General features: G+C 55.4%; 18 protein-coding genes. 2 read left to right on the forward strand and 16 right to left on the reverse strand.

Annotated features, from left to right (window positions below; all coding sequences use genetic code 11):
- Positions 1 to 58 precede the first annotated feature (58 nt).
- The 8 genes from carB to ribF form a co-directional block, all read right to left on the reverse strand.
- The gene (gene carB / locus AC0IXH_RS13980) at positions 59 to 3,283 is read right to left on the reverse strand and encodes a carbamoyl-phosphate synthase large subunit (protein ID WP_013200716.1); all 3,225 of its coding nucleotides are present in this window, start codon (positions 3,281 to 3,283) and stop codon (positions 59 to 61) included.
- Between the two features lie 14 nt (positions 3,284 to 3,297).
- A complete protein-coding gene (gene carA, locus AC0IXH_RS13985) occupies positions 3,298 to 4,443 on the reverse strand; it encodes a glutamine-hydrolyzing carbamoyl-phosphate synthase small subunit (RefSeq protein WP_041691900.1) in 1,146 nt (381 codons plus the stop codon).
- 467 nt (positions 4,444 to 4,910) lie between these two features.
- Complete coding sequence (dapB, locus tag AC0IXH_RS13990; protein WP_471720571.1) at positions 4,911 to 5,732, reverse strand: 4-hydroxy-tetrahydrodipicolinate reductase; 822 nt, start codon at positions 5,730 to 5,732, stop codon at positions 4,911 to 4,913.
- 211 nt (positions 5,733 to 5,943) lie between these two features.
- Positions 5,944 to 6,897, reverse strand: a complete 954-nt coding sequence (gene ispH / locus AC0IXH_RS13995; protein ID WP_053140328.1) for a 4-hydroxy-3-methylbut-2-enyl diphosphate reductase — start codon at positions 6,895 to 6,897, stop codon at positions 5,944 to 5,946.
- Positions 6,878 to 7,348, reverse strand: a complete 471-nt coding sequence (gene fkpB, locus AC0IXH_RS14000; protein ID WP_013200712.1) for an FKBP-type peptidyl-prolyl cis-trans isomerase — start codon at positions 7,346 to 7,348, stop codon at positions 6,878 to 6,880. The genes ispH and fkpB overlap by 20 nt, the downstream gene beginning before the upstream one ends.
- Before the next feature lie 9 nt (positions 7,349 to 7,357).
- The gene (gene lspA, locus AC0IXH_RS14005; protein WP_013200711.1) at positions 7,358 to 7,858 is read right to left on the reverse strand and encodes a signal peptidase II; all 501 of its coding nucleotides are present in this window, start codon (positions 7,856 to 7,858) and stop codon (positions 7,358 to 7,360) included.
- A complete protein-coding gene (gene ileS / locus AC0IXH_RS14010; RefSeq protein WP_013200710.1) occupies positions 7,858 to 10,674 on the reverse strand; it encodes an isoleucine--tRNA ligase in 2,817 nt (938 codons plus the stop codon). Before ileS ends, lspA begins: the two co-directional genes overlap by 1 nt.
- Positions 10,675 to 10,704: 30 nt before the next feature.
- Positions 10,705 to 11,643 carry a bifunctional riboflavin kinase/FAD synthetase gene (gene ribF, locus AC0IXH_RS14015; RefSeq protein ID WP_265908879.1) on the reverse strand — a complete coding sequence of 313 codons (939 nt, stop codon included), beginning with the start codon at positions 11,641 to 11,643 and terminating at the stop codon, positions 10,705 to 10,707.
- Between the two features lie 315 nt (positions 11,644 to 11,958).
- Here ribF and rpsT point away from each other — a divergent pair, with 315 nt between their 5' ends.
- A complete protein-coding gene (rpsT, locus tag AC0IXH_RS14020; protein WP_013200708.1) occupies positions 11,959 to 12,222 on the forward strand; it encodes a 30S ribosomal protein S20 in 264 nt (87 codons plus the stop codon).
- A 64-nt stretch (positions 12,223 to 12,286) separates the two neighbouring features.
- On the opposite strand, the gene nhaR is transcribed toward rpsT, so the two are convergent.
- The 5 genes from nhaR to AC0IXH_RS14045 all read right to left on the reverse strand — a co-directional run bounded on the left by nhaR (position 12,287) and on the right by AC0IXH_RS14045 (position 17,958).
- A complete protein-coding gene (gene nhaR / locus AC0IXH_RS14025) occupies positions 12,287 to 13,174 on the reverse strand; it encodes a transcriptional activator NhaR (RefSeq protein WP_471720572.1) in 888 nt (295 codons plus the stop codon).
- Between the two features lie 57 nt (positions 13,175 to 13,231).
- Entirely contained in the window at positions 13,232 to 14,392 is a 1,161-nt protein-coding gene (gene nhaA / locus AC0IXH_RS14030; RefSeq protein ID WP_013200706.1) for a Na+/H+ antiporter NhaA, read from the reverse strand.
- 183 nt (positions 14,393 to 14,575) lie between these two features.
- A complete protein-coding gene (gene dnaJ / locus AC0IXH_RS14035) occupies positions 14,576 to 15,715 on the reverse strand; it encodes a molecular chaperone DnaJ (RefSeq protein ID WP_013200705.1) in 1,140 nt (379 codons plus the stop codon).
- 108 nt (positions 15,716 to 15,823) lie between these two features.
- Positions 15,824 to 17,740, reverse strand: a complete 1,917-nt coding sequence (gene dnaK / locus AC0IXH_RS14040) for a molecular chaperone DnaK (protein ID WP_013200704.1) — start codon at positions 17,738 to 17,740, stop codon at positions 15,824 to 15,826.
- Between the two features lie 26 nt (positions 17,741 to 17,766).
- Positions 17,767 to 17,958 (reverse strand): hypothetical protein, encoded by a 192-nt coding sequence (locus tag AC0IXH_RS14045; RefSeq protein ID WP_041691897.1) that lies wholly within the window; start codon positions 17,956 to 17,958, stop codon positions 17,767 to 17,769.
- A gap of 112 nt (positions 17,959 to 18,070) precedes the next feature.
- Between AC0IXH_RS14045 and satP the strand changes: the two genes are divergently transcribed.
- Positions 18,071 to 18,643: an acetate uptake transporter gene (satP, locus tag AC0IXH_RS14050; protein ID WP_471720573.1), complete on the forward strand. Its 573-nt coding sequence runs from the start codon at positions 18,071 to 18,073 to the stop codon at positions 18,641 to 18,643.
- Positions 18,644 to 18,696: 53 nt separating this feature from the next.
- Here satP and AC0IXH_RS14055 read toward each other — a convergent pair whose 3' ends face one another.
- The 3 genes from AC0IXH_RS14055 to tal all read right to left on the reverse strand — a co-directional run bounded on the left by AC0IXH_RS14055 (position 18,697) and on the right by tal (position 21,794).
- Positions 18,697 to 19,998, reverse strand: a complete 1,302-nt coding sequence (locus tag AC0IXH_RS14055) for an MFS transporter (protein ID WP_265908882.1) — start codon at positions 19,996 to 19,998, stop codon at positions 18,697 to 18,699.
- Between the two features lie 122 nt (positions 19,999 to 20,120).
- A complete protein-coding gene (mog, locus tag AC0IXH_RS14060; RefSeq protein ID WP_013200701.1) occupies positions 20,121 to 20,708 on the reverse strand; it encodes a molybdopterin adenylyltransferase in 588 nt (195 codons plus the stop codon).
- 132 nt (positions 20,709 to 20,840) lie between these two features.
- Positions 20,841 to 21,794: a transaldolase gene (gene tal, locus AC0IXH_RS14065; protein ID WP_013200700.1), complete on the reverse strand. Its 954-nt coding sequence runs from the start codon at positions 21,792 to 21,794 to the stop codon at positions 20,841 to 20,843.
- Positions 21,795 to 21,835: the final 41 nt, after the last annotated feature.

A 21,835-nucleotide genomic window follows, 5' to 3' on the forward strand; every position in this document is an offset into this window, starting at 1 on the left:
GAATTTCAGGCAAAAAAAATCCCCGCCGAAGCGGGGATGGGTATTCGCTGACAGAGACTTAGCCCTGGATCTGCGCGTGCATTTCCTGCACCGAGATAACCTGCGCGGTGGGATCTGCGCTCAGTGAGTTTGCCGTAGCAAACGCACCGTTCAGCGTGGTGTCGTAGTGCACCTTGTACTGCAGCGCGCTGCGGCGGATCAGTTTGGAATCCTCAATCGCCTGGCGTCCTGCCGTGGTGTTTACGATGTAAGCGTACTCACCGTTTTTCAGACGATCCTGGATATGAGGACGGCCTTCATGCACCTTGTTGACCAGACGGATGTTGATCCCTGCTTCACCCAGCACCACTGCGGTACCGTGAGTTGCGTCCAGTTCGAAGCCCAGTGACTGCAGCTTGGCAGCCAGCGCAACGATGCGCTTCTTGTCGCCATCACGCACAGACAGTAAGGCACGACCGGTTTTCTTCATGTTGCTCGCCGCGCCCAGCATCGCTTTCGAGAACGCTTCTGCGAAGGTTTTGCCAACACCCATGACTTCACCGGTGGAACGCATTTCAGGGCCGAGGATGGGGTCAACGCCCTGGAACTTGTTAAACGGCAGCACCACTTCTTTCACCGAGTAGTAAGGCGGAATGACTTCTTCCGTAATGCCCTGCTCTGCCAGCGTTTTGCCTGCCATTACGCGTGCCGCCACTTTCGCCAGCGGCACACCGGTTGCCTTGGAAACAAACGGTACGGTACGGGCAGCACGTGGGTTCACCTCAATCAGGTAAACTTCGTTGTCTTTCACCGCAAACTGCACGTTCATCAGGCCACGTACGCAGAGTTCGAAGGCCAGCTTCTCAACCTGCTGACGCATCACGTCCTGGATCTCTTTGCTCAGCGTGTAGGCTGGCAGAGAACACGCGGAGTCACCGGAATGCACGCCCGCCTGCTCGATATGCTCCATGATGCCGCCAATCAGTACGCGCTCACCGTCGCAAATCGCATCCACATCCACTTCTACCGCGTCGTCAAGGAAGCGGTCCAGCAGCACCGGCGCATCGTTAGAGACGGCAACCGCATTCTGGAAGTAGCGCTTCAGGTCGATGTCGTCATACACGATTTCCATCGCACGACCGCCCAGCACGTAAGAAGGACGCACAACCAGCGGATAGCCAATCACCGCCGCTTTCTCTACCGCCTGCTCAATCGCAGTCACGGTGGAGTTTGCCGGCTGCTTCAGGCCCAGGCGTTCAACCGCCTGCTGGAAACGCTCGCGGTCTTCTGCACGGTCGATAGCATCCGGGCTGGTACCGATAATCGGCACGCCAGCGGCTTCCAGCTCACGCGCCAGTTTCAGTGGCGTCTGACCACCGTACTGCACGATCACGCCTTTCGGCTTCTCGATACGCACGATTTCCAGCACGTCTTCCAGCGTTACCGGCTCGAAGTACAGACGGTCGGAGGTGTCGTAGTCGGTGGAGACGGTTTCAGGGTTACAGTTGACCATAATGGTCTCGTAACCATCTTCACGCAGCGCCAGTGATGCATGGACGCAGCAGTAGTCGAACTCAATGCCCTGGCCGATACGGTTTGGACCGCCGCCCAGCACCATGATTTTCTCACGGTCGCTGTTAGGGTTGGATTCGCACTCTTCTTCATAGGTGGAGTACATGTAAGCGGTATCGGTAGAGAATTCCGCCGCACAGGTATCGACACGCTTATATACCGGGTGCAGATTGTACTGCTCACGCAGCTTACGCACTTCAGCTTCAGACACACCCGCCAGCGCAGACAGACGCGCATCGGCAAAGCCTTTACGCTTCAGGGTACGCAGGAAGTCCGCCGTCAGGCCATTAACGCCTTCGCGGGCAACCTGGCCTTCCAGCTGAACCAGCTCTTCAATCTGAACCAGGAACCAGCGGTCAACGTTGGTCAGGCTGAAGATCTCTTCCACGTTCATGCCCGCACGGAACGCATCCGCGATGTACCAGATACGGTCAGAACCGGCGTCTTTCAGCTCGTGACGGATAACCGTCATTGCTTCCGCATCGTTCAGGTCAACTTTCGGGTCAAAGCCATGTGCGCCAACTTCGAGGCCGCGCAGCGCTTTCTGCATGGATTCCTGCAGGGTGCGGCCAATCGCCATCACTTCACCCACCGACTTCATCTGCGTGGTCAGGCGGTCATTCGCGCCGGCAAATTTCTCGAAGTTGAAGCGAGGGATTTTGGTCACTACGTAGTCGATAGACGGTTCGAACGATGCCGGGGTCAGGCCACCGGTGATGTCGTTCATCAGCTCATCAAGCGTGTAACCTACCGCCAGTTTGGCCGCGATTTTAGCAATCGGGAAACCGGTGGCTTTCGACGCCAGCGCAGAAGAGCGCGACACGCGTGGGTTCATTTCGATGATGATCAGACGGCCATTCGCCGGGTTAACGGAGAACTGCACGTTGGAGCCACCGGTTTCCACGCCGATTTCACGCAGTACCGCCATCGAGGCGTTACGCATGATTTGATATTCTTTGTCGGTCAGGGTCTGGGCTGGCGCCACGGTGATGGAGTCACCGGTGTGGATGCCCATTGCATCGAAGTTTTCAATCGAGCAGACGATGATGCAGTTGTCGTTTTTATCACGCACCACTTCCATCTCGTACTCTTTCCAGCCAATCAGCGACTCATCAATCAGCAGCTCGTTGGTGGGGGAAAGATCCAGACCGCGTTCGCAAATCTCTTCAAACTCTTCACGGTTATAGGCAATACCGCCACCTGAGCCGCCCATGGTAAAGGAAGGACGGATGATGCACGGGAAGCCAACGTCTGCGGCAACCGCATAGGCTTCTTCCATGTTGTGTGCGAAGCCTGAACGCGCGGTATCCAGACCGATGCTCTTCATCGCTTTATCAAAGCGCTGACGGTCTTCTGCCTTATCGATGGCATCGGCGGTAGCACCAATCATCGCCACGCCGAACTCTTCCAGCACGCCCTGGCGTTCCAGTTCCAGCGCACAGTTCAGTGCGGTCTGGCCGCCCATGGTTGGCAGAACCGCATCCGGACGCTCTTTTTCGATAATCTTGCGCACAACTTCCCAGTGGATCGGCTCGATATAGGTCGCATCGGCCATTTCCGGGTCAGTCATGATGGTTGCCGGGTTGGAGTTAACCAGAATCACGCGGTAACCCTCTTCGCGCAGGGCTTTACAGGCCTGTGCACCAGAGTAGTCAAATTCGCAGGCCTGGCCGATTACGATCGGGCCAGCGCCAAGGATCAGGATACTTTTTATGTCGGTACGTTTTGGCATTTTCTCGCTCCTGATTATTTAGCGGTTGAACGGTAGGCTTCGATCAGTTCGATAAAGTGATCGAACAGCGGCGCGGCATCGTGCGGGCCCGGGCTGGCTTCCGGGTGACCCTGGAAGCTGAACGCTGCTTTATCAGTGCGGTGAATGCCCTGTACCGTCTGGTCAAATAGCGAGGTGTGCGTCACTCGCAGGTTTGCCGGTAAGTTGGTTTCGTCTACGGCGAAGCCGTGGTTCTGTGCGGTGATCATCACGGTGTTGTTATCCAGGTCTTTCACCGGATGGTTGCCGCCGTGGTGGCCCAGCTTCATCTTGACGGTTTTTGCCCCGCTGGCCAGCGCCAGTAACTGGTGGCCAAGGCAGATGCCGAAGACCGGCACGTCAGTTTCCAGGAAGGCTTTGATTGCCGCAATCGCGTAATCACACGGTTCCGGGTCCCCAGGTCCGTTAGAAAGGAAGATGCCATCCGGGTTCATCTTCAGCACCTCTTCTGCTGGCGTTTGCGCCGGCACAATCGTCAGGCGACAGCCACGGTCAACCAGCATGCGCAGGATGTTGCGCTTCACGCCGTAGTCATAGGCCACGACATGGAAAGGCAGGTCGGCCTCTTGCTTCGCGTCCGGCAATCCGTCCAGCGTCCAGCTGCCTTGCAGCCAGCTGTAGCTCTCACTGGTGGTCACTTCTTTCGCCAGATCCATTCCTTTCAGGCCCGGGAAGGCTTTCGCCTGCTGCAGAGCCAGCTGCGCATCAGGTGCGTCGCTGGCGATGATGCAGCCGTTCTGCGCCCCTTTTTCGCGCAGCAGACGGGTCAGCTTACGCGTATCGATATCGGCAATAGCGACAATGTTGTGACGCGTCAGATACTCAGACAGCCCTTCTTCATTACGGAAGTTGCTGGCAATCAGCGGCAGGTCACGAATGACGAGGCCCTGAGCATGTACCTGAGAGGATTCTTCGTCAGCGGAATTGGTGCCGACATTGCCGATATGGGGATAAGTAAGAGTAACGATCTGGCGGGAATAGGAAGGATCAGTGAGGATTTCTTGATAACCGGTCATTGAAGTGTTGAAAACAACTTCCCCCACTGCCGATCCTGTTGCCCCGATGGCCCGACCGTGGAATTGGGTTCCGTCTTCGAGAACCAATAGCGCTGACTTAATCAAAACATCCTCCTGAGAATAAACAGTCACATTATTTGCATATTAATTCATAACAGAGCCATAAATCAATGCAAAAACCGCCTGAATTCTCGATTTTTGGCAAATTGCGCGCATTCTAATGATCGCTCACTCTGTTGTCTACCCCGCAGCTCACTTTTTCTTAGTCTTTTACTCAACTGGAGAGGAAATCGGAGGATTCACCCTGAAAAGGACAGATATCCAGTCCATAAAACCGGTTGCCTGACGGGATGTGCATAGGAAAAGGGAAAATGGCGTTAAAAAGTGGACCAAATGGTCAAAATTAACTAATTTTGCGGAATAAATTGAGGATAAAAACCCATAATAGCCATTATGGCTTTAAAATTAACTCAAGACAGGATTATTAAAAAATAAAAAGGGCAATAAAATTATTGCCCTGTCCAATCAGAACCTTATGATTGAAATAACCACATCACGATGGTGCACAACACTTATAAATCATCTAAATTCAACACGCTTCGCATATCATAAAGACCTGCTTTACGCGTGCTTAACCAGTCTGCTGCACGAACTGCGCCTTTCGCGAAGGTCATGCGGCTTGAAGCCTTGTGGGTAATCTCTACGCGCTCACCGATATCTGCAAACATCGCGGTGTGTTCGCCAACGATATCGCCGGCACGAACGGTGGCAAAACCGATAGTTTGCGCCTTACGTTCACCGGTATGGCCTTCGCGGGCATACACGGCGTGCTCATTTAAATCCCAGTCCATTGCATCAGCAATCGCTTCGCCCATCGCCAGCGCGGTCCCGGATGGCGCATCCACTTTATGACGGTGGTGAGCCTCAACGATTTCGATATCGGCATAGTCGCCCATCACTTTGGCGGCTTTTTCCAGCAGTTTCAGCACCAGGTTCACACCCACGCTAAAGTTCGCTGCGAACACAATAGCAATCTCATGTGACGCTTGTTTGATCGCCGCTTTGGCCGAATCATCCAGCCCGGTGGTACCGATCACCATCGCTTTCTGGTGCTGACGGCAAAAATCCAGATACGCCAGCGTGCCTTCAGGACGGGTAAAGTCGATCAGCACGTCGAAGTCGTTCACCACGGCGTCCAGGTTGTCGCTAATCCTGACGCCCGTCGCGCCGGTTCCGGCCATCTCGCCGGCATCAGCGCCGACCAGTGAAGAGCCTTCCCGCACCAAAGCTGCGCCTAAGCACACGCCGTCCGCCTCCTGTGCTGCCTGAATTAACTGACGCCCCATGCGTCCTGCGGCGCCAACAATGGCAAGGCGGATTTGTGCATTGTTCATAATGAATCCCTGTATAAAGTCTGTGCATGCAAAGCGTTGACAGGTTAACCATGCGGTAACCTCTGCGCCACAATAAAAACAACATGATTAGAATTTTATGCCAGACGCGACGGATTATCAGTAAAACAAATTTTGTCTGGCTTTGATCGGCGGGTATAGCAGGCGGTTCAGCGAAGTAAAAACTTCCGCAGCAGGGCGCTGCGGAAGGCGTTTAGTCGACCTGGCGGACGTCGACGCGGAGTTCTTTCGGCACTTCGAAAACAATGTTCTCTTCACGGCCGATCAGCTCGATAGCGGTTTCGCCACCGAACTCGCGCAGACGCTGGATCACTTCCTGCACCAGAATGTCTGGTGCGGAGGCACCGGCAGTGACGCCAACGCAGCTCACGCCTTTGATCCACTCTTCCTGGATGTCATCGGCGGAGTCGATCAGTCGCGCAAGTTTCCCTGCACGCTGCGCCAGCTCGGCCAGACGGTTGGAGTTGGAGGAGTTGCGTGAACCCACCACCAGCACCACGTCGGCGTCTTTTGCCAGCGTGCGCACGGCTTCCTGACGGTTGGTAGTGGCATAGCAGATGTCATCTTTGCGCGGGCCGACAATCTTCGGAAAACGGGCACGCAGCGCATCAATCACTTCGTAGGTATCATCCACCGACAGCGTGGTCTGGGTCATAAAGCACAGGTTGTTTTCATCCTTAACCTGCAACTTATAGACATCCTCGGGCGCTTCAACCAGATACATGCCGCCTTTCGGGCTGCTGTACTGACCCATCGTCCCTTCCACTTCCGGGTGGCCGGCGTGACCAATCAGGATCGCTTCAGTGCCTCTGCGGCTGGCTCGCGCCACTTCCATATGCACTTTGGTCACCAGCGGACAGGTGGCATCAAACAGCATGGTCAGATCGCGTGCTTTAGCTTCCGCCCTGACCGCCTGAGAAACACCGTGCGCCGAGAAGATCAGGATTGAACCGTCCGGCACTTCCCCGATATCTTCAATAAAGATCGCACCGCGCTCGCGCAGGCTGTTGACGACATAGCGGTTATGCACCACTTCATGACGCACGTAGATTGGCGCGCCGTACATTTCCAGCGCGCGCTCCACAATGCTGATGGCGCGATCGACGCCGGCACAAAAGCCGCGGGGATTAGCCAACAGGATTTGCATTTGTCGCCTCCAGTACCGGATCGATCTCCAGCACTTCAACCTCAAAGTGGATAGTCTGCCCGGCCAGCGGATGGTTGAAATCAACGGTGATCGAATCACCGGAAATCTCGCGGATCACGCCGGGCATTTCGTTGCCATCCATGCCGCTGAACAGCATGATGGCGCCGATTTCAGGCTCGCCTGCCTGGGTAAAATCCCGGCGGGAGAAATACTGAATCAAATCCGGGCTGCTCTGGCCAAAAGCATCATCCGCCGTCAGCGAGAAGGATTTCTTCTCGCCCACGGTCAGACCCAGCAAATGCGACTCCAACCCTTCTGACAGGCTGCCGTCGCCCAGGCTGAACAGCGCGGGTTTGCCGTTATTGCGCGTGGATTCCGCCGTGGAGCCGTCTTCCAGCTTCAAGGTGAAATGCACCAGCACTGCGCTCTCGCGCTGTACAGAATCAGTCATGCCCTGCCCTTAATTTTTTGCCGGTTTGCCGGACGGGCTGAGAAAGCCCTCCAGCACGATCAGTGCGGCACCAATACAGATGGCACAGTCGGCGATATTGAACGTGGCAAAGTGCCAGTCGCCGACGTAGAAGTCGATAAAGTCGACGACAAAACCATGATACGCGCGGTCAAACAGGTTACCTAACGCGCCGCCAATAATCAGCGCGTAAGCAATATTGTTGAGCTTATTGCTGGCGGCAGTGCGGTACATCATCACCAGCAATGCCACCACAATCGCCACCGCGATGCCGGCAAAGAACCAGCGCTGCCAGCCGCCCTTATCGGCGAGGAAGCTGAACGCCGCCCCGTAGTTATGCGCATAGAAGAAGTTGAAAAATGGCATCACTGACATCGACTCATGCAACATCAGCGTGTTCATAATCCACTGCTTGCTGGCGAAGTCGATGGCAATCACCACCAGAACCAGCCAGACCCAGCGTAAACCGGTCGAGAAGATAGGTTTACTCATCAGGCAAACTTACGCTGTTCGCCAGCGCCCGCAATGTTGGTGGCACAGCGTCCGCACACGTCCGGATGCTCAGCACTCTGACCAATGTCAGTAGTGTAATGCCAGCAGCGTGGGCATTTCTCGCCTTCTGCTTTATGCAGGGCAATTTTCAGACCTTTCACCAGCTCGCTCTGCTGCGCTTCTTCGGTTGCCAGCGCATAGTCAGCCACCTGGGCACCCGAGGTCAGCAGCACAAAGCGCAGCTCGTCACCCAGGCTAACCAGCTTCTTAGCCAGATCGGCATCGGCGTACAGCGTTACCGTCGCTTCCAGCGATCCGCCAACGCGCTTATCAGCACGCGCCTGCTCGATCACTTTGTTCACTTCGCCGCGCACTTTCAGCAGCTCAGCCCAGTAGCTGTCGTTCATCGATTCGTTATCCGCCAGACCAAACAGGCCGTCGAACCACTCACCGGTGAAGACATACTTCTCGCGCTTGCCTGGCAGTTCGCCCCAGATTTCATCTGCGGTGAAGGACATGATCGGCGCCATCCAGCGGACCAGTGCTTCCGCGATGTAATACAGCGCCGTCTGGCAGCTACGACGCGCCAGGCCATCGGCTTTCGCGGTGTACTGACGGTCTTTGATGATATCCAGGTAGAAGGAGCCCATCTCAACCGAGCAGAACTGCATCAAACGCTGGACGACTTCATGGAAGTCATAGTTCTCATACGAAGCGAGGATATCGTCCTGCGCCGCTTTGGCACGACCCACTGCCCAGCGATCCAGCACCACCATCTCTTCCGGCTTCACGCTGTCGGTTTCTGGGTTGAAGCCGTTCAGGTTAGCCAGCAGGAAGCGCGCGGTGTTACGGATACGGCGATAGGAGTCAGCCGAGCGTTTCAGGATCTCGTCCGATACCGCCATTTCGCCGGAGTAATCGGTAGACGCCACCCACAGACGCAGGATGTCGCCACCCAGCTTGTTCATCACGTCTTGGGGTGAAACGGTGTTGCCGATGGATTTCGACATCTTACGGCCCTGACCATCAACGGTGAAACCGTGGGTCAGTACCTGGCGGTAAGGCGCTTTGCCTTTCATCGCCGTCGAGATCATCAGGGAAGACATAAACCAGCCACGGTGCTGATCCGATCCTTCCAGATACATGTCCGGCGAGTGACCGTCGAATTCAGGACGGGCATCCACCACCGAGAAGCTGGTCGAGCCGGAGTCAAACCACACGTCCAGCGTGTCAGGCACTTTGACGTAGTTTTCTGCGTCGGCGCCCATCAGCTCGCTGGCGTCCAAATCCCACCAGGCCTGAATACCGTCTTGCTCAACGCGCTGAGCAACTTTCTCCATCAGCTCAAGGGTATCCGGGTGCAGCTGCTCGGTGTCTTTATGCACGAACAACGACATCGGCACGCCCCAGGTACGCTGGCGGGAAATACACCAGTCTGGACGGTTGGCAACCATCGATTCGATACGCGCCTGGCCCCAGTCTGGGATCCACTGCACGCCTTTGATCTCTTTCAGTGACTGCGCACGCAGACCTTTCTGATCCATGCTGATAAACCACTGCGGCGTGGCACGGAAGATGATTGGGGTTTTGTGGCGCCAGCAGTGTGGGTAGCTGTGCAGCAGTTTTTCCACATGCAGCAGCGCGCCTTTTTCACGCAGGATCTCAACGATCATGTCGTTGGCTTTAAAGACGTTTACGCCATCCAGCGAGGGATAGGTGCCCGGCAGGAAGCTGCCGTCTGGCCCAACCGGGTTGGCGGTTTCGATACCGTATTTCTGGCCGATAACATAGTCATCAGGACCGTGGCCCGGTGCGGTGTGAACGGCACCGGTACCCGCTTCCAGCGTTACGTGCTCGCCGAGGACAACCGGTGAAGTGTGATCGAGGAACGGATGCTGGAAGGCCTGCAGCTCAAGAGAAGCCCCTTTCACCTCGCCCAGCACTTTCCACTCGCTCACGCCGACGCGCTTCATCACGCTCTCGACCATCTCTTTTGCCAGGATCAGCGCGCGACCTTCGATCTGCAGCAGTTCGTATTCGAACTCCGGATGCAGAGAGATGGCGCGGTTAGCCGGCATGGTCCACGGCGTGGTGGTCCAGATCACCAGCGAGATCGGGCCGTCAACGTGCGCGGCGCCAAACTTGGCCTGTACCGCCTCTTTATCAACGGCATTAAACATCACGTCGATAGAGGGCGAGGTTTTGTCGTAATACTCGACTTCGGCTTCTGCCAGCGCAGAGCGGCAGTCCATGCACCAATGCACCGGCTTGGCGCCTTTGTGCATATGGCCGTTGCCGATGATTTTGCTGAGCGCACGGATGATGTTCGCTTCAGTTTTGAAGTTCATGGTCAGGTAAGGACGATCCCAGTCGCCCAGCACGCCCAGACGGATGAAGTCCTTTTTCTGGCCTTCAACCTGCTCGGCCGCGTATTCACGGCAGGCAGCACGGAATTCTGCCGCGGTGACTTTCTCACCTGGCTTACCGATCATCTGCTCAACTTTGTGCTCAATCGGCAGACCGTGGCAGTCCCAACCCGGCACATACGGCGAGTCGAAGCCCGACAGACCTTTGGACTTAACGATAATGTCTTTCAGAATCTTGTTAACTGAGTGACCAATATGAATGCTGCCGTTCGCGTACGGAGGGCCATCATGCAGGATAAAGGTTTTTTTCCCTTTTTTGGCTTCGCGGATGATGCCGTAAAGATTGTCATCATACCAACGCTGCAGCATTCCCGGTTCACGCTTGGCCAGATCGCCACGCATCGGGAACCCCGTTTCCGGCAAATTCAGGGTAGATTTATAGTCACTCATCAGATTCTCGATTCCGTATTTCGGTTCTGTTTAAACCGGTGTTTTCAGCCCGAAAAATGTCCGGGCGCTCACCACATCTTTAGCAATTTGCTCTTTGAGCTCGTCAAGTGAAGCAAAACGCTGCTCATTTCGTATTTTTTGACAGAGCACCACGTCTATATGGCGTCCATACAGGTGCATTGCAACGTCCAGCAGGTGAACTTCTAACTGCTGACGCATGCCGGCAACCGTTGGGCGGGTGCCAATGTTGGCAACGCCAGGCAACGGTTTATCGCCCAGACCCAGCACTTCCACGGCATACACCCCTTTAACCGGCGAAACGTAGCGTCGCAACGGCAGATTAGCGGTAGGGAAGCCTAACGTCCGGCCCAGTGCATCACCGTGCACGACCCGGCCTGAAATGCTGAAGGGATGTCCAAGAAGTGCAGCCGCCAGCGGCAGATTATCGTCGGCCAACGCCTGACGGACTGCCGTGCTGCTGATGCGCTTGCCATCATCACAGAAGGTCTGGGTACTGATGACATCAAAGCCATGTTCGATGCCCGCATGCTGTAATAACAGGAAATCTCCCTGGCGACCAGCGCCAAAGCGGAAGTCATCGCCTACGGCCAGGAACTTCACATCCAGCTTGTCCACCAGTAAGTCGGTGACAAAACTTTGCGCGGTCAGCGCGGCAAAGCGGCGGTCGAAACGCACGCACAGCACCGCATCCACACCCGCTTCGCTCAGGTAGCGAACTTTATCCCGCAGGCGTGTCAGCCTGGCAGGCGCTTTATCAGCCGCAAACAGCTCAAGCGGTTGCGGTTCAAAGATCATCACCACCACCGGCAAATTGCGTTGGCGTCCTTCTTCACACAGTCGGGCCAGCAGCGCCTGATGGCCGCGATGCACGCCATCGAAGTTACCGATGGTCAGTACGCAGCCGCGATGCTGCTCCCTAAGGTTATGTATGCCGCGGATAAACTTCATGGCTGGCTCAAATTTGTGGAAATCGGCGGATTATACCTTGTACAGCTCTGAAGGTTAACCCGCGAATGCGGCTTTACTCTGTTTATCGCGGCATTTTCTGCGGTAAACTGCTCCGTCAGGCGGCAATAGCATTTATCTTGTGATTAAGCTGTATTCGGTGAGATGAAGCTGGTAGAATCTTGCGCCATCGAAACGTAATAGAGTGTCGCGTGTTTGGCGGCGCTTATTTGCACAAATCCATTGACAACCATGGGCGAAAGAGGCATATTCCTCGGCCTTTGAATTGTCCTCATAGAACTATTTGGGAGTTGGACCTTGGCTAATATCAAATCAGCTAAGAAACGCGCAGTAACGTCTGAGAAGCGTCGTAAGCACAACGCTAGCCGTCGTTCAATGTTGCGTACTTTTATCAAGAAAGTCTACGCGGCTGTCGCTCTTGGCGATAAAGCGGCTGCGCAGAATGCATTTAATGAAATGCAACCAATTGTGGACCGTCAGGCAGCTAAAGGCCTGATCCACAAAAACAAAGCTGCACGCCATAAAGCAAATCTGGCTGCACAGATCAGCAAACTGGATTAATCTCCAGCCCGCTAATCGGCTTTGATGAAAAAACCGGCTCTGCCGGTTTTTTTGTGTCTGCAATTCAGGAAAACAGACCCGTAAAGTCCTTGTTGCAGATACGCTGTACCGCCGGATGCTGGATCATCCGCTCGGCAAATATCACGTGATACTCTTCCACCACGCTGTCTATCCTGCCCAGTTCTGAAATCCCTTTCTCAAAAAATACATCATTCGCATAGCTGGAGGGCGCGACAAATATCGCATTGTGGCTGGCACCGAACGCCTTCATCAGTGCGGCATCGTCAAACTCGCCCAGAATATCCACTTCCAGTCCCTGAGTCTGAAACCAGTTCAACAACTTTCGTCCCAGCATCGAACGACGGCCGGGGATCAGCAGCTTTCGCTGTTCAAGGCAGGCCGGGAAAGGTAAATCAGGTTGCGGTGCCTGACACCAGAAGCTGATGCAGGATTCGCCCAGCTTGACGGAGAACAGTCCTTCCTGCTGGGTGGAGTCGATTGGGCAGTCGGAGAGGATCATATCCAGCTTGTGCTGGCTCAGCTGCTCCAGCAGCATTTCGTGGGTCGATTCATAACAGCGCAGATGAATTTTATCTTCGTCGACCACCGCGGTTTGCAGCACCTGGCTGACCAACCGTTTCGACAGCACATCCGCCACGCCAACGTCGAACAGCAGACTGGCTTCCTTGCGATAGTTAACGATATCCAGCATCTCCTGGCTGAGCTGAAACATTTTGTCGGCATAGCGGAACACCAGCTGTCCAAGCTCAGACGGCACCAGCCCTCTTCCCTGGCGTTTAAACAGTTTGCCCTGCAGGCGGTCCTCCAGCGCTTTGATCTGCCCGGTGATGGTCTGCGGCGTCAGATTAAGGGCATCTGCCGCGCCCACCACCGAACCGGCTTTGCACACCTGCCAGAAGTAATAAAGATGGTTGAAGTTAATGTGTGACATGCGCGCCTCCCTGATGGCGTGTTCGGAACCGGCCAGCCGGGGCTGGCCGGAAACGCGTTATCGCAGTTTAAGACGCAGCAGCGTGTACCCCATCACCGCAGAAATAGCCGAACCGACCAGGATACCCAGTTTCGCCAGCGTCACCATCTCTTCGTGGGCGGCATCAAAGGCCAGCGAGGCGATAAAGATCGACATGGTAAAGCCGATACCGCACAGCAGTCCGACCGACGCGATGTCCTGCATGCGGGTGCCTTCCGGCAAGGCCGCAATCTTCAGTTTTACCGCCAGCCAGCAGATCAGGGTGATCCCCAGCGGTTTACCGATAAACAGCCCGAGAATAATGCCGATTGGCACCGCCGACAGCAGGCCATCAGCAGACACGCCGGTTAACGAGACGCCGGCATTGGCAAAGGCAAACAGCGGCAGGATCACCCAGCTCACCCATGGCGCCAGGCCATGCGCCAGGTGCATCGCCGGGGAATGACCGTTCTCTTTTTTCAGCGGCACAAAGAATCCAACCAGCACACCCGCCACCGTGGCGTGGATGCCAGACTTCAGCACCGCCACCCACAGCACCATGCCAACCAGCATATAAAGCGAGATACTGCGCACGCCCAATTTATTCAGCAGCGCCAGCACCACAATCGCGCCGCCGGCAACGGCCAGTGACGTCACGGACAGGTCCTGGGTATAGAAGAAGGCAATGATCAGGATCGCCCCAAGGTCATCAATGACGGCCAGCGCCATCAGGAACATCTTCAGCGCAGGCGGCACGCGGCTGCCGAGCAGCGCAAGGATACCCAGCGCAAACGCGATGTCCGTCGCGGTCGGGATAGCCCAGCCGTGAATGGCCAGCGGATCGTTATGGTTCATCGCCGCATAGATCAGCGCGGGGGCCAGCATACCGCCCAGCGCGGCAATCAATGGGAACATCGCACGCTCACGCGTTGCCAGCGAGCCGGAAACCAGCTCGTGCTTCACTTCCAGACCGATCATCAGGAAGAACACCGCCATCAGCGCATCATTGATCCACAACAGCAGGTTTTTGCTGATATCCAGGCTACCGAAGCGGAATTCGACCGGCATATTCAGGATAGATTGGTAAGCCTGCTGGGTGCCGGCCGTGTTCGCGAGGATCATCGCTATCGCCGCAGCGATAATGAGTACCACGCCACCGGTGGCTTCATTTTTCAGGAGTCGTTTGAGCGCTGCATTCATCTTGGCATTCCCTTAACAAAGTGATGAAGAAAAGTACCGCAAGCATACGCGCTTTAACTGCTCGTAAAAAACAGTTTATACCCGGTTATAAGGTAGGTATTTCCGAGTTGTGAAGCCGTTCGGGAAAATGCGCAAAAAAAAACGGACAGCCTGAGCCGTCCGTTAGTCTGACTTCCGCAGAAATTAACGAGTCAGGTCATCGAAGAATTTCTTCACGCCGTCGAAGAAGCTTTTCGAGCGCGGGCTGTTCTTCTCGCCGCTTGGGCCACCGAAGCTCTCTTCCAGCTCCTGCAGCAACGCCTTCTGCTTCTCGTTCAGGCTGACCGGGGTTTCTACCACCACGCGGCACAGCAGGTCGCCCTGAGCACCGCCGCGCACGGATTTAACACCCTTGCTGCGCATACGGAACAGCTTGCCGGTCTGGGTTTCCGCCGGGACTTTCAACTTCACACGGCCATCCAGCGTCGGCACTTCAATCTCGCCGCCCAGTGCTGCCATGGCAAAGTTGATCGGCACTTCGCAATACAGGTTGTTCTCTTCACGCTCGAAGATTGGGTGCTTGCGCACCTGCACCTGAACGTAGAGATCGCCTGCCGGTGCGCCATGCTCGCCCGCTTCGCCTTCGCCAGTCAGACGGATACGGTCGCCGGTATCGACGCCAGCCGGGATTTTCACCGACAGGGTCTTGGACTTCTCGACGCGGCCGTGACCGTGACAGGCATTACACGGATCTTTGATCACCGAGCCGCGACCGTGACAGGTAGGACACGCCTGCTGCACGGTAAAGAAGCCCTGACGCATCTGAACCTGGCCCTGTCCATGACAGGTGCCACAGGTCTGTGGTTTGGTGCCCGCTTTCGCGCCGCTACCGTCACACACCTCACACTCTTCCAACGTTGGAATGCGGATCTCTTTGGACACGCCGCGGACAGCTTCTTCAAGCGTCAGCTCCATGTTGTAGCGTAAATCGGCACCACGCGCAGCACGTTGCTGACGACGTCCTCCGCCAAAGATATCGCCGAACACGTCGCCAAAGATATCGCTGAAATCGGCACCGCCGCCACCAAAGCCGCCGCCACCGCCGCCCATACCGCCCTGTTCAAAGGCTGCATGACCGTACTGATCGTAAGCTGCACGTTTCTGGCCATCGGTCAGAATTTCGTACGCTTCCTTCACTTCTTTAAATTTGGCTTCAGATTCTTTATCACCGGGATTACGGTCAGGGTGGAGTTTCATCGCCAGGCGTTTGTAGGCCTTTTTGATTTCACGCTCATCCGCTGATTTGGAAACGCCTAAAATCTCGTAATAGTCTTGCTTCGCCATACTGGTGTTCCTGCCCTTAACATGCGTGCACGGGCGTGGAGAAATTCCCACGCCCGTGCCGGTTATCATCAGTGGCCTGTTACAGGCCACCGTGCCCGCTCAGGGCGATTATTTTTTGTTGTCTTTCACTTCTTCAAATTCAGCGTCAACAACGTCGTCATCTTTCTTCGCAGAAGCGTCACCGGCATCCGCTGCGCCGCCAGCGGCCTGCTGCTGCTGTGCGAACTCCATCAGTTTGCTGGAAACTTCAGTCAGCGCCTGCATTTTCGCTTCGATAGCGTCTTTATCTTCGCCTTTCAGCGCTTCGTTCAGCTCGGCCAGGGCTGCCTCAATCGGCGCCTTGTCGTCTGCTGGCAGTTTATCGCCGGCTTCGTCCAGCTGCTTACGGGTGCTGTGCGACAAGTGATCGGCTGTGTTACGAACCTGAACCAGCTCTTCGAACTTACGGTCGGACTCAGCGTTAGCTTCAGCGTCACGAACCATTTTTTCGATCTCTTCGTCGTTCAGACCAGAAGATGCCTTGATGGTGATCTTCTGCTCTTTACCGCTGTTTTTGTCTTTGGCAGACACGTGCAGGATACCATCGGCATCGATATCAAAGGTGACTTCGATCTGCGGCATGCCGCGCGGTGCGCCCTGAATCCCGTCCAGGTTGAACTGGCCCAGCGATTTGTTATCCGCAGCACGCTTACGCTCACCCTGAACCACGTGAATGGTTACAGCAGACTGGTTGTCTTCAGCAGTAGAGAACACCTGGCTGTGTTTGGTCGGGATAGTGGTGTTCTTGGTGATCAGTGAGGTCATCACGCCACCCATGGTTTCGATACCCAGAGACAGAGGGGTAACGTCCAGTAACAGAACGTCTTTCACTTCACCCGCTAACACGCCACCCTGAACCGCAGCACCGACGGCAACCGCTTCATCCGGGTTTACGTCTTTACGTGGTTCTTTACCGAAGAACTCAGCCACTTTCGACTGCACCATTGGCATACGGGTCTGGCCACCAACAAGGATAACGTCGTTGATGTCTGAAACAGACAGACCGGCATCCTGCAACGCCACTTTCAGCGGGTCGATAGAGCGAGCCACCAGATCTTCAACCAGTGATTCCAGCTTCGCACGGGTCACTTTGATGTTCAGGTGCTTAGGACCAGTCGCATCAGCTGTGATGTACGGCAGGTTCACGTCGGTCTGCTGTGCAGAAGACAGTTCGATTTTCGCTTTCTCTGCCGCTTCTTTCAGACGCTGCATTGCCAGCGGATCGTTGTGCAGATCGATGCCAGAATCTTTCTTAAATTCTGCCACCAGATAGTTGATCATGCGGCTATCGAAGTCTTCACCACCCAGGTGGGTATCACCGTTGGTTGCCAGCACTTCAAAGGTTTTTTCGCCATCAACTTCATCGATTTCGATGATGGAGATATCGAAGGTACCGCCGCCCAGGTCATAAACCGCGATAGTGCGGTTGCCCTGGCCTTTGTCCATACCGTAAGCCAGTGCCGCTGCGGTTGGTTCGTTGATGATACGTTTTACGTCCAGACCTGCGATACGGCCGGCATCTTTCGTTGCCTGACGCTGCGCATCGTTAAAGTACGCTGGAACAGTGATAACCGCTTCAGTTACCGGTTCGCCCAGGTAATCTTCAGCCGTTTTCTTCATTTTCTTCAGCACTTCAGCAGAAATCTGCGGCGGTGCCATTTTCTGGCCTTTCACGTCGATCCAGGCGTCACCGTTGTCAGAACCGGCGATTTTGTATGGCATGATTTTGATATCACGCTGCACTTCTTCGTCCTGGAAGCGACGGCCAATCAGGCGCTTAATCGCAAACAGGGTATTCTGTGGGTTGGTCACAGCCTGACGCTTAGCCGGTGAACCGACCAGAATCTCGCCGTCCTGGGTGTACGCGATGATGGAAGGGGTGGTGCGATCGCCTTCCGCATTCTCAAGTACACGCGCTTTGCCGCCATCCATAATCGCGACACAAGAGTTAGTCGTACCCAGGTCAATACCAATAATTTTACCCATCTATACATCTCCCACTTAAATTTATGTCAAATCAGTTTATGAACACTTAATGCGGGCTTTTTTTGCCGTTTCAACTGCTGGCGCCGCGCTTTTTTTCCAGGTCCATAACCTTGGATGCCAAATAAGATGGGGCCATCCAGAGCGGCATCAAGGGGCAAGGTGAAAAAAATTTCGTTTTTTCCACTCTTCAGATCAAGGTTTGCCGGACGGCGGATCATTATGATGCCGCGCGAGTTGAAAAAATGGGGTCATTAATCCGCAAAAACAGCCCCTTTCAGTCAGTTACTTCACTTTTTTTTCTACTTCTTGATCATGGATATCAGAGGACTTATGGACAGCAGCAAATTAGCGAACCCCGGACCGCTCGGCCTGATGGGCTTTGGCATGACCACCGTTTACCTTAATCTGCATAACGCCGGTTTCTTTCCGCTTAACGCCGCCATTTTCAGCATGGGGATATTTTTTGGCGGTCTGGCGCAGATCCTCGCCGGCCTGATGGAGTATAAAAAAGGCAATACCTTCGGCCTGACAGCCTTCACCGCTTATGGCTGCTTCTGGCTGAGCCTGGTGGGCATTCTACTATTACCCCGCCTCGGACTAGCAGAGCCCGCTGATGACACCGCGCTCGGTATCTGGCTGGCATTATGGGGCGTGTTCACGCTGTTTATGTTCTTTGGCACCCTGCGCGCCAACCGGGCTTTACAGTTTGTCTTCGCCAGCCTGACGCTGCTCTTCGCCCTTCTCGCCATCGGCCATATTGCCGGCAATCATGCCGTGATGATGCTGGCAGGCTATGAAGGCATTCTTTGCGGCGCCAGCGCGATTTATCTGGCCATGGCCGAAGTGATTAATGCGCATTTGGGGCGCACAGCGCTGCCCGTTGGCGAGATGAATAAGGCGTAATTTGCGGAAGAAAGTGACCCGCCCGGCCGTTGAAAAATGACCGGGCTTTTTTATTAGCTGAAGGTACGACCGACCAGTGCGTCACGCTTGCCATCGCGCTTTAACCAGATGCCGACCAGCAGACCGATTGCTGACAGCGCCAACACATAATAAGCCGGGGCCAGCGGCGTCACCGCCATAATCAGGGTGACGAAAATTGGCGTTAAGCCGCCAAAAATGGCGTAAGCGACGTTATATGAGAAGGCAATACCGGTGAAACGCACTTCCGCCGGGAAGGCCCGCACCATCACATAAGGCACCGCGCCGACCACGCCCACGCTTAAGCCCACCAGCGCGTAGCAGGGGAATAACAGCTCGGGATGCGCGCCAACCGTGCGGTAAAATATCCAGCTGCACACCGCCAGCAACAGGCTGCCCACGATAAAGGTTTTGCTGGCGCCAAAGCGATCGGCTGCAAAGCCCGCGCAGATGCAGCCCACCAGCAGCATCACCGTCGCCAGGCTGTTGGCCTGCAGTGCTTGCGCCGTCGGAATGCCGTACTGCTTTTGCAGCAAGGTCGGCGTCATCAGGATCACCACCACAATTCCCGCCGAGAGCAGCCAGGTCAGCAACATGCTGATGGCGATTTCGCGTTTATGTTTCACCACCACCGCTTTCAACGGCAGTTCCGCGGCCAGCGCTTTACGCGCTTTCATCTCGACAAAGATCGGGGTTTCCTGCAACCAGCGGCGCAGATACAGCGCGATAAAGCCAAACACGCCGCCCAGCAGGAACGGGATACGCCAGGCGCCGGACAGGATGCCCTGCGGACCAAAGGCGCTGTTGACCAGCGTTGCCACCACCGATCCCAGCAGGATGCCCGCGGTGAGCCCGGCGGTCAGGGTGCCACAGGCAAAGCCGATGCGTTTTTCGGGAACATGTTCAGCGACAAACACCCAGGCACCCGGCACTTCGCCACCGATCGCCGCGCCTTGCAGCACGCGCAGCAGTAACAGCAGGATCGGTGCGGCAATGCCCAGCGTGGCATAGGTCGGCAACAGCCCCATCGCCAGCGTGGGCAGCGCCATCAGCAGAATGCTCAGACTGAACATCTTTTTGCGCCCCTGGCTGTCACCGAAATGCGCCATGATCAGGCCGCCTAACGGACGGGCAAGATAGCCGGCAGCGAAAATGGCAAAGGTCTGGACCTGGCGCAGCCAGTCAGGAATATCCGCCGGGAAGAACAGATCGCCAATCACCGCCGCGAAGAACACGAAGATGATGAAGTCGTAGAATTCCAGCGCGCCACCGAGCGCCGCCAGAGAAAGTGTCTTGTAATCCTGCCGGTTCAGGCGGCGATCGTTATCGTGCAGCATAATTATTCAGGCACATCCAGAAGGTGAAGAAAAAAGGTGAGTAAGAAGTTGTAAAGCTATCCTTACTATACCGTTCAATTCCCGCTACGCCAGCTCGATCTTATGCCTGAATTACGCCATTTTTAGCCGTTTGTTTCGCGACGCGCACTTTTAGGACGAAATGCTGCTACCACCGCGTCATGCGTCTCTACATACGGGCCTTCCAGCAGCTGAATACAATACGGCACGCTGGCAAAAATTCCGTGCACGCGCGCCTTACCCTCGGCATCCTTCAGCCCTTCCAGCGTCTCTTGAATCGACTTTGGCTGGCCCGGCAGATTAATAATCAGCGATTGCTTACGGATCACGCCGACCTGACGGGAGAGGATCGCCGTCGGCACAAAGTTGAGGCTGATCTGGCGCATTTGCTCGCCGAAACCGGGCATCTCGCGATCGGCAATCGCCAGCGTGGCATCCGGGGTGACGTCACGACGCGCCGGCCCCGTGCCGCCCGTGGTCAGGACCAGATGGCAGAACATTTCATCCACCAGCTCGCAAATCGCCTGTTCAATCATCGGCTGTTCATCCGGCACCAGCCGTTTTTCAATCTCAAACGGCGTCGCCAGCGCCTGGGTTAACCAGGCCTCAAGTGCAGGCAGCCCCTGATCCTGATAGATGCCGTTGGCGGCACGATCGGAAACCGAAATTAAGCCTATACGTAGTGTATTCATGGTGTGGTCACTGTGTTTACGGCCACGGTAAAAGCGCGGGCGTGGAGGAGGATAAAAGCAGGATAAACCATTACAAAGCGGGATGTACAGCGGGGGAAAACGGTGGCCGGATAACCGGCCACCGTCGGAGACTTACAGCAGGTCGGCAATCATTTTGTCGAGTTTGCCCTGGTCGAGAGCAAAGTTACGTATGCCCTGAGCCAGTTTGTCTACTGCCATCGGATCCTGGTTGTGCTGCCACAGGAACTCAGATTCAGTCATTTTCGCCGGACGCGCTTTCACTTCGCCGGTGTAAGACAGTTTACGCTCCAGCGTCCCTTCGGTTTCTGCCAGCTCTTTCAGCAGGTTCGGGGAGATGGTCAGACGGTCGCAGCCAGCCAGTTCGATGATTTCGCCAACGTTACGGAAGCTTGCGCCCATCACAACGGTTTCGTAGCCATGCTGCTTGTAGTATTCGTAGATTTCAGACACGGAAACCACGCCTGGATCTTCATGGGCAGCGTACTCTTTCTTGTCAGTGTTGGCTTTGTACCAGTCGAGAATACGGCCGACGAACGGAGAAATCAGGAACACGCCCGCTTCAGCACAGGCACGCGCCTGGGCGAAGGAGAACAGCAGCGTCAGGTTACAGTTGATGCCTTCTTTTTCCAGCTGCTCAGCAGCACGGATGCCCTGCCAGGTGGACGCCAGTTTGATCAGGATGCGGTCGTTGCTGATGCCAGCATCGTTATACAGTTTGATCAGGGAACGGGCTTTATTGATGCTGCCTTCGGTGTCGTAAGACAGACGGGCATCGACTTCGGTAGAGATACGGCCAGGGACCAGCTTCAGGATTTCCAGACCGATATTGACGGCCAGCTTGTCCGCAGCGTAGTTCACCTGCTCTTCTTTTTTGCTGCTCTGATCGCGAGCCCAGGTAACCGCTTCATCAATCAGCTTGCGGTATTCAGGGATCTGCGCGGCGCTCAGGATCAGGGAAGGGTTGGTGGTAGCATCTTGCGGCTTGTACAGCTTCATCGCTGCAATGTCACCGGTATCGGCAACAACGGTAGTCAGTTGACGCAGGGAAGTCAGTTTATCCGTCATGGTTGTCATTCTCATCAGAGTAGAGTTATCGGGTTCTAGAA

This window comes from Erwinia sp. AC075, assembly GCF_979253995.1.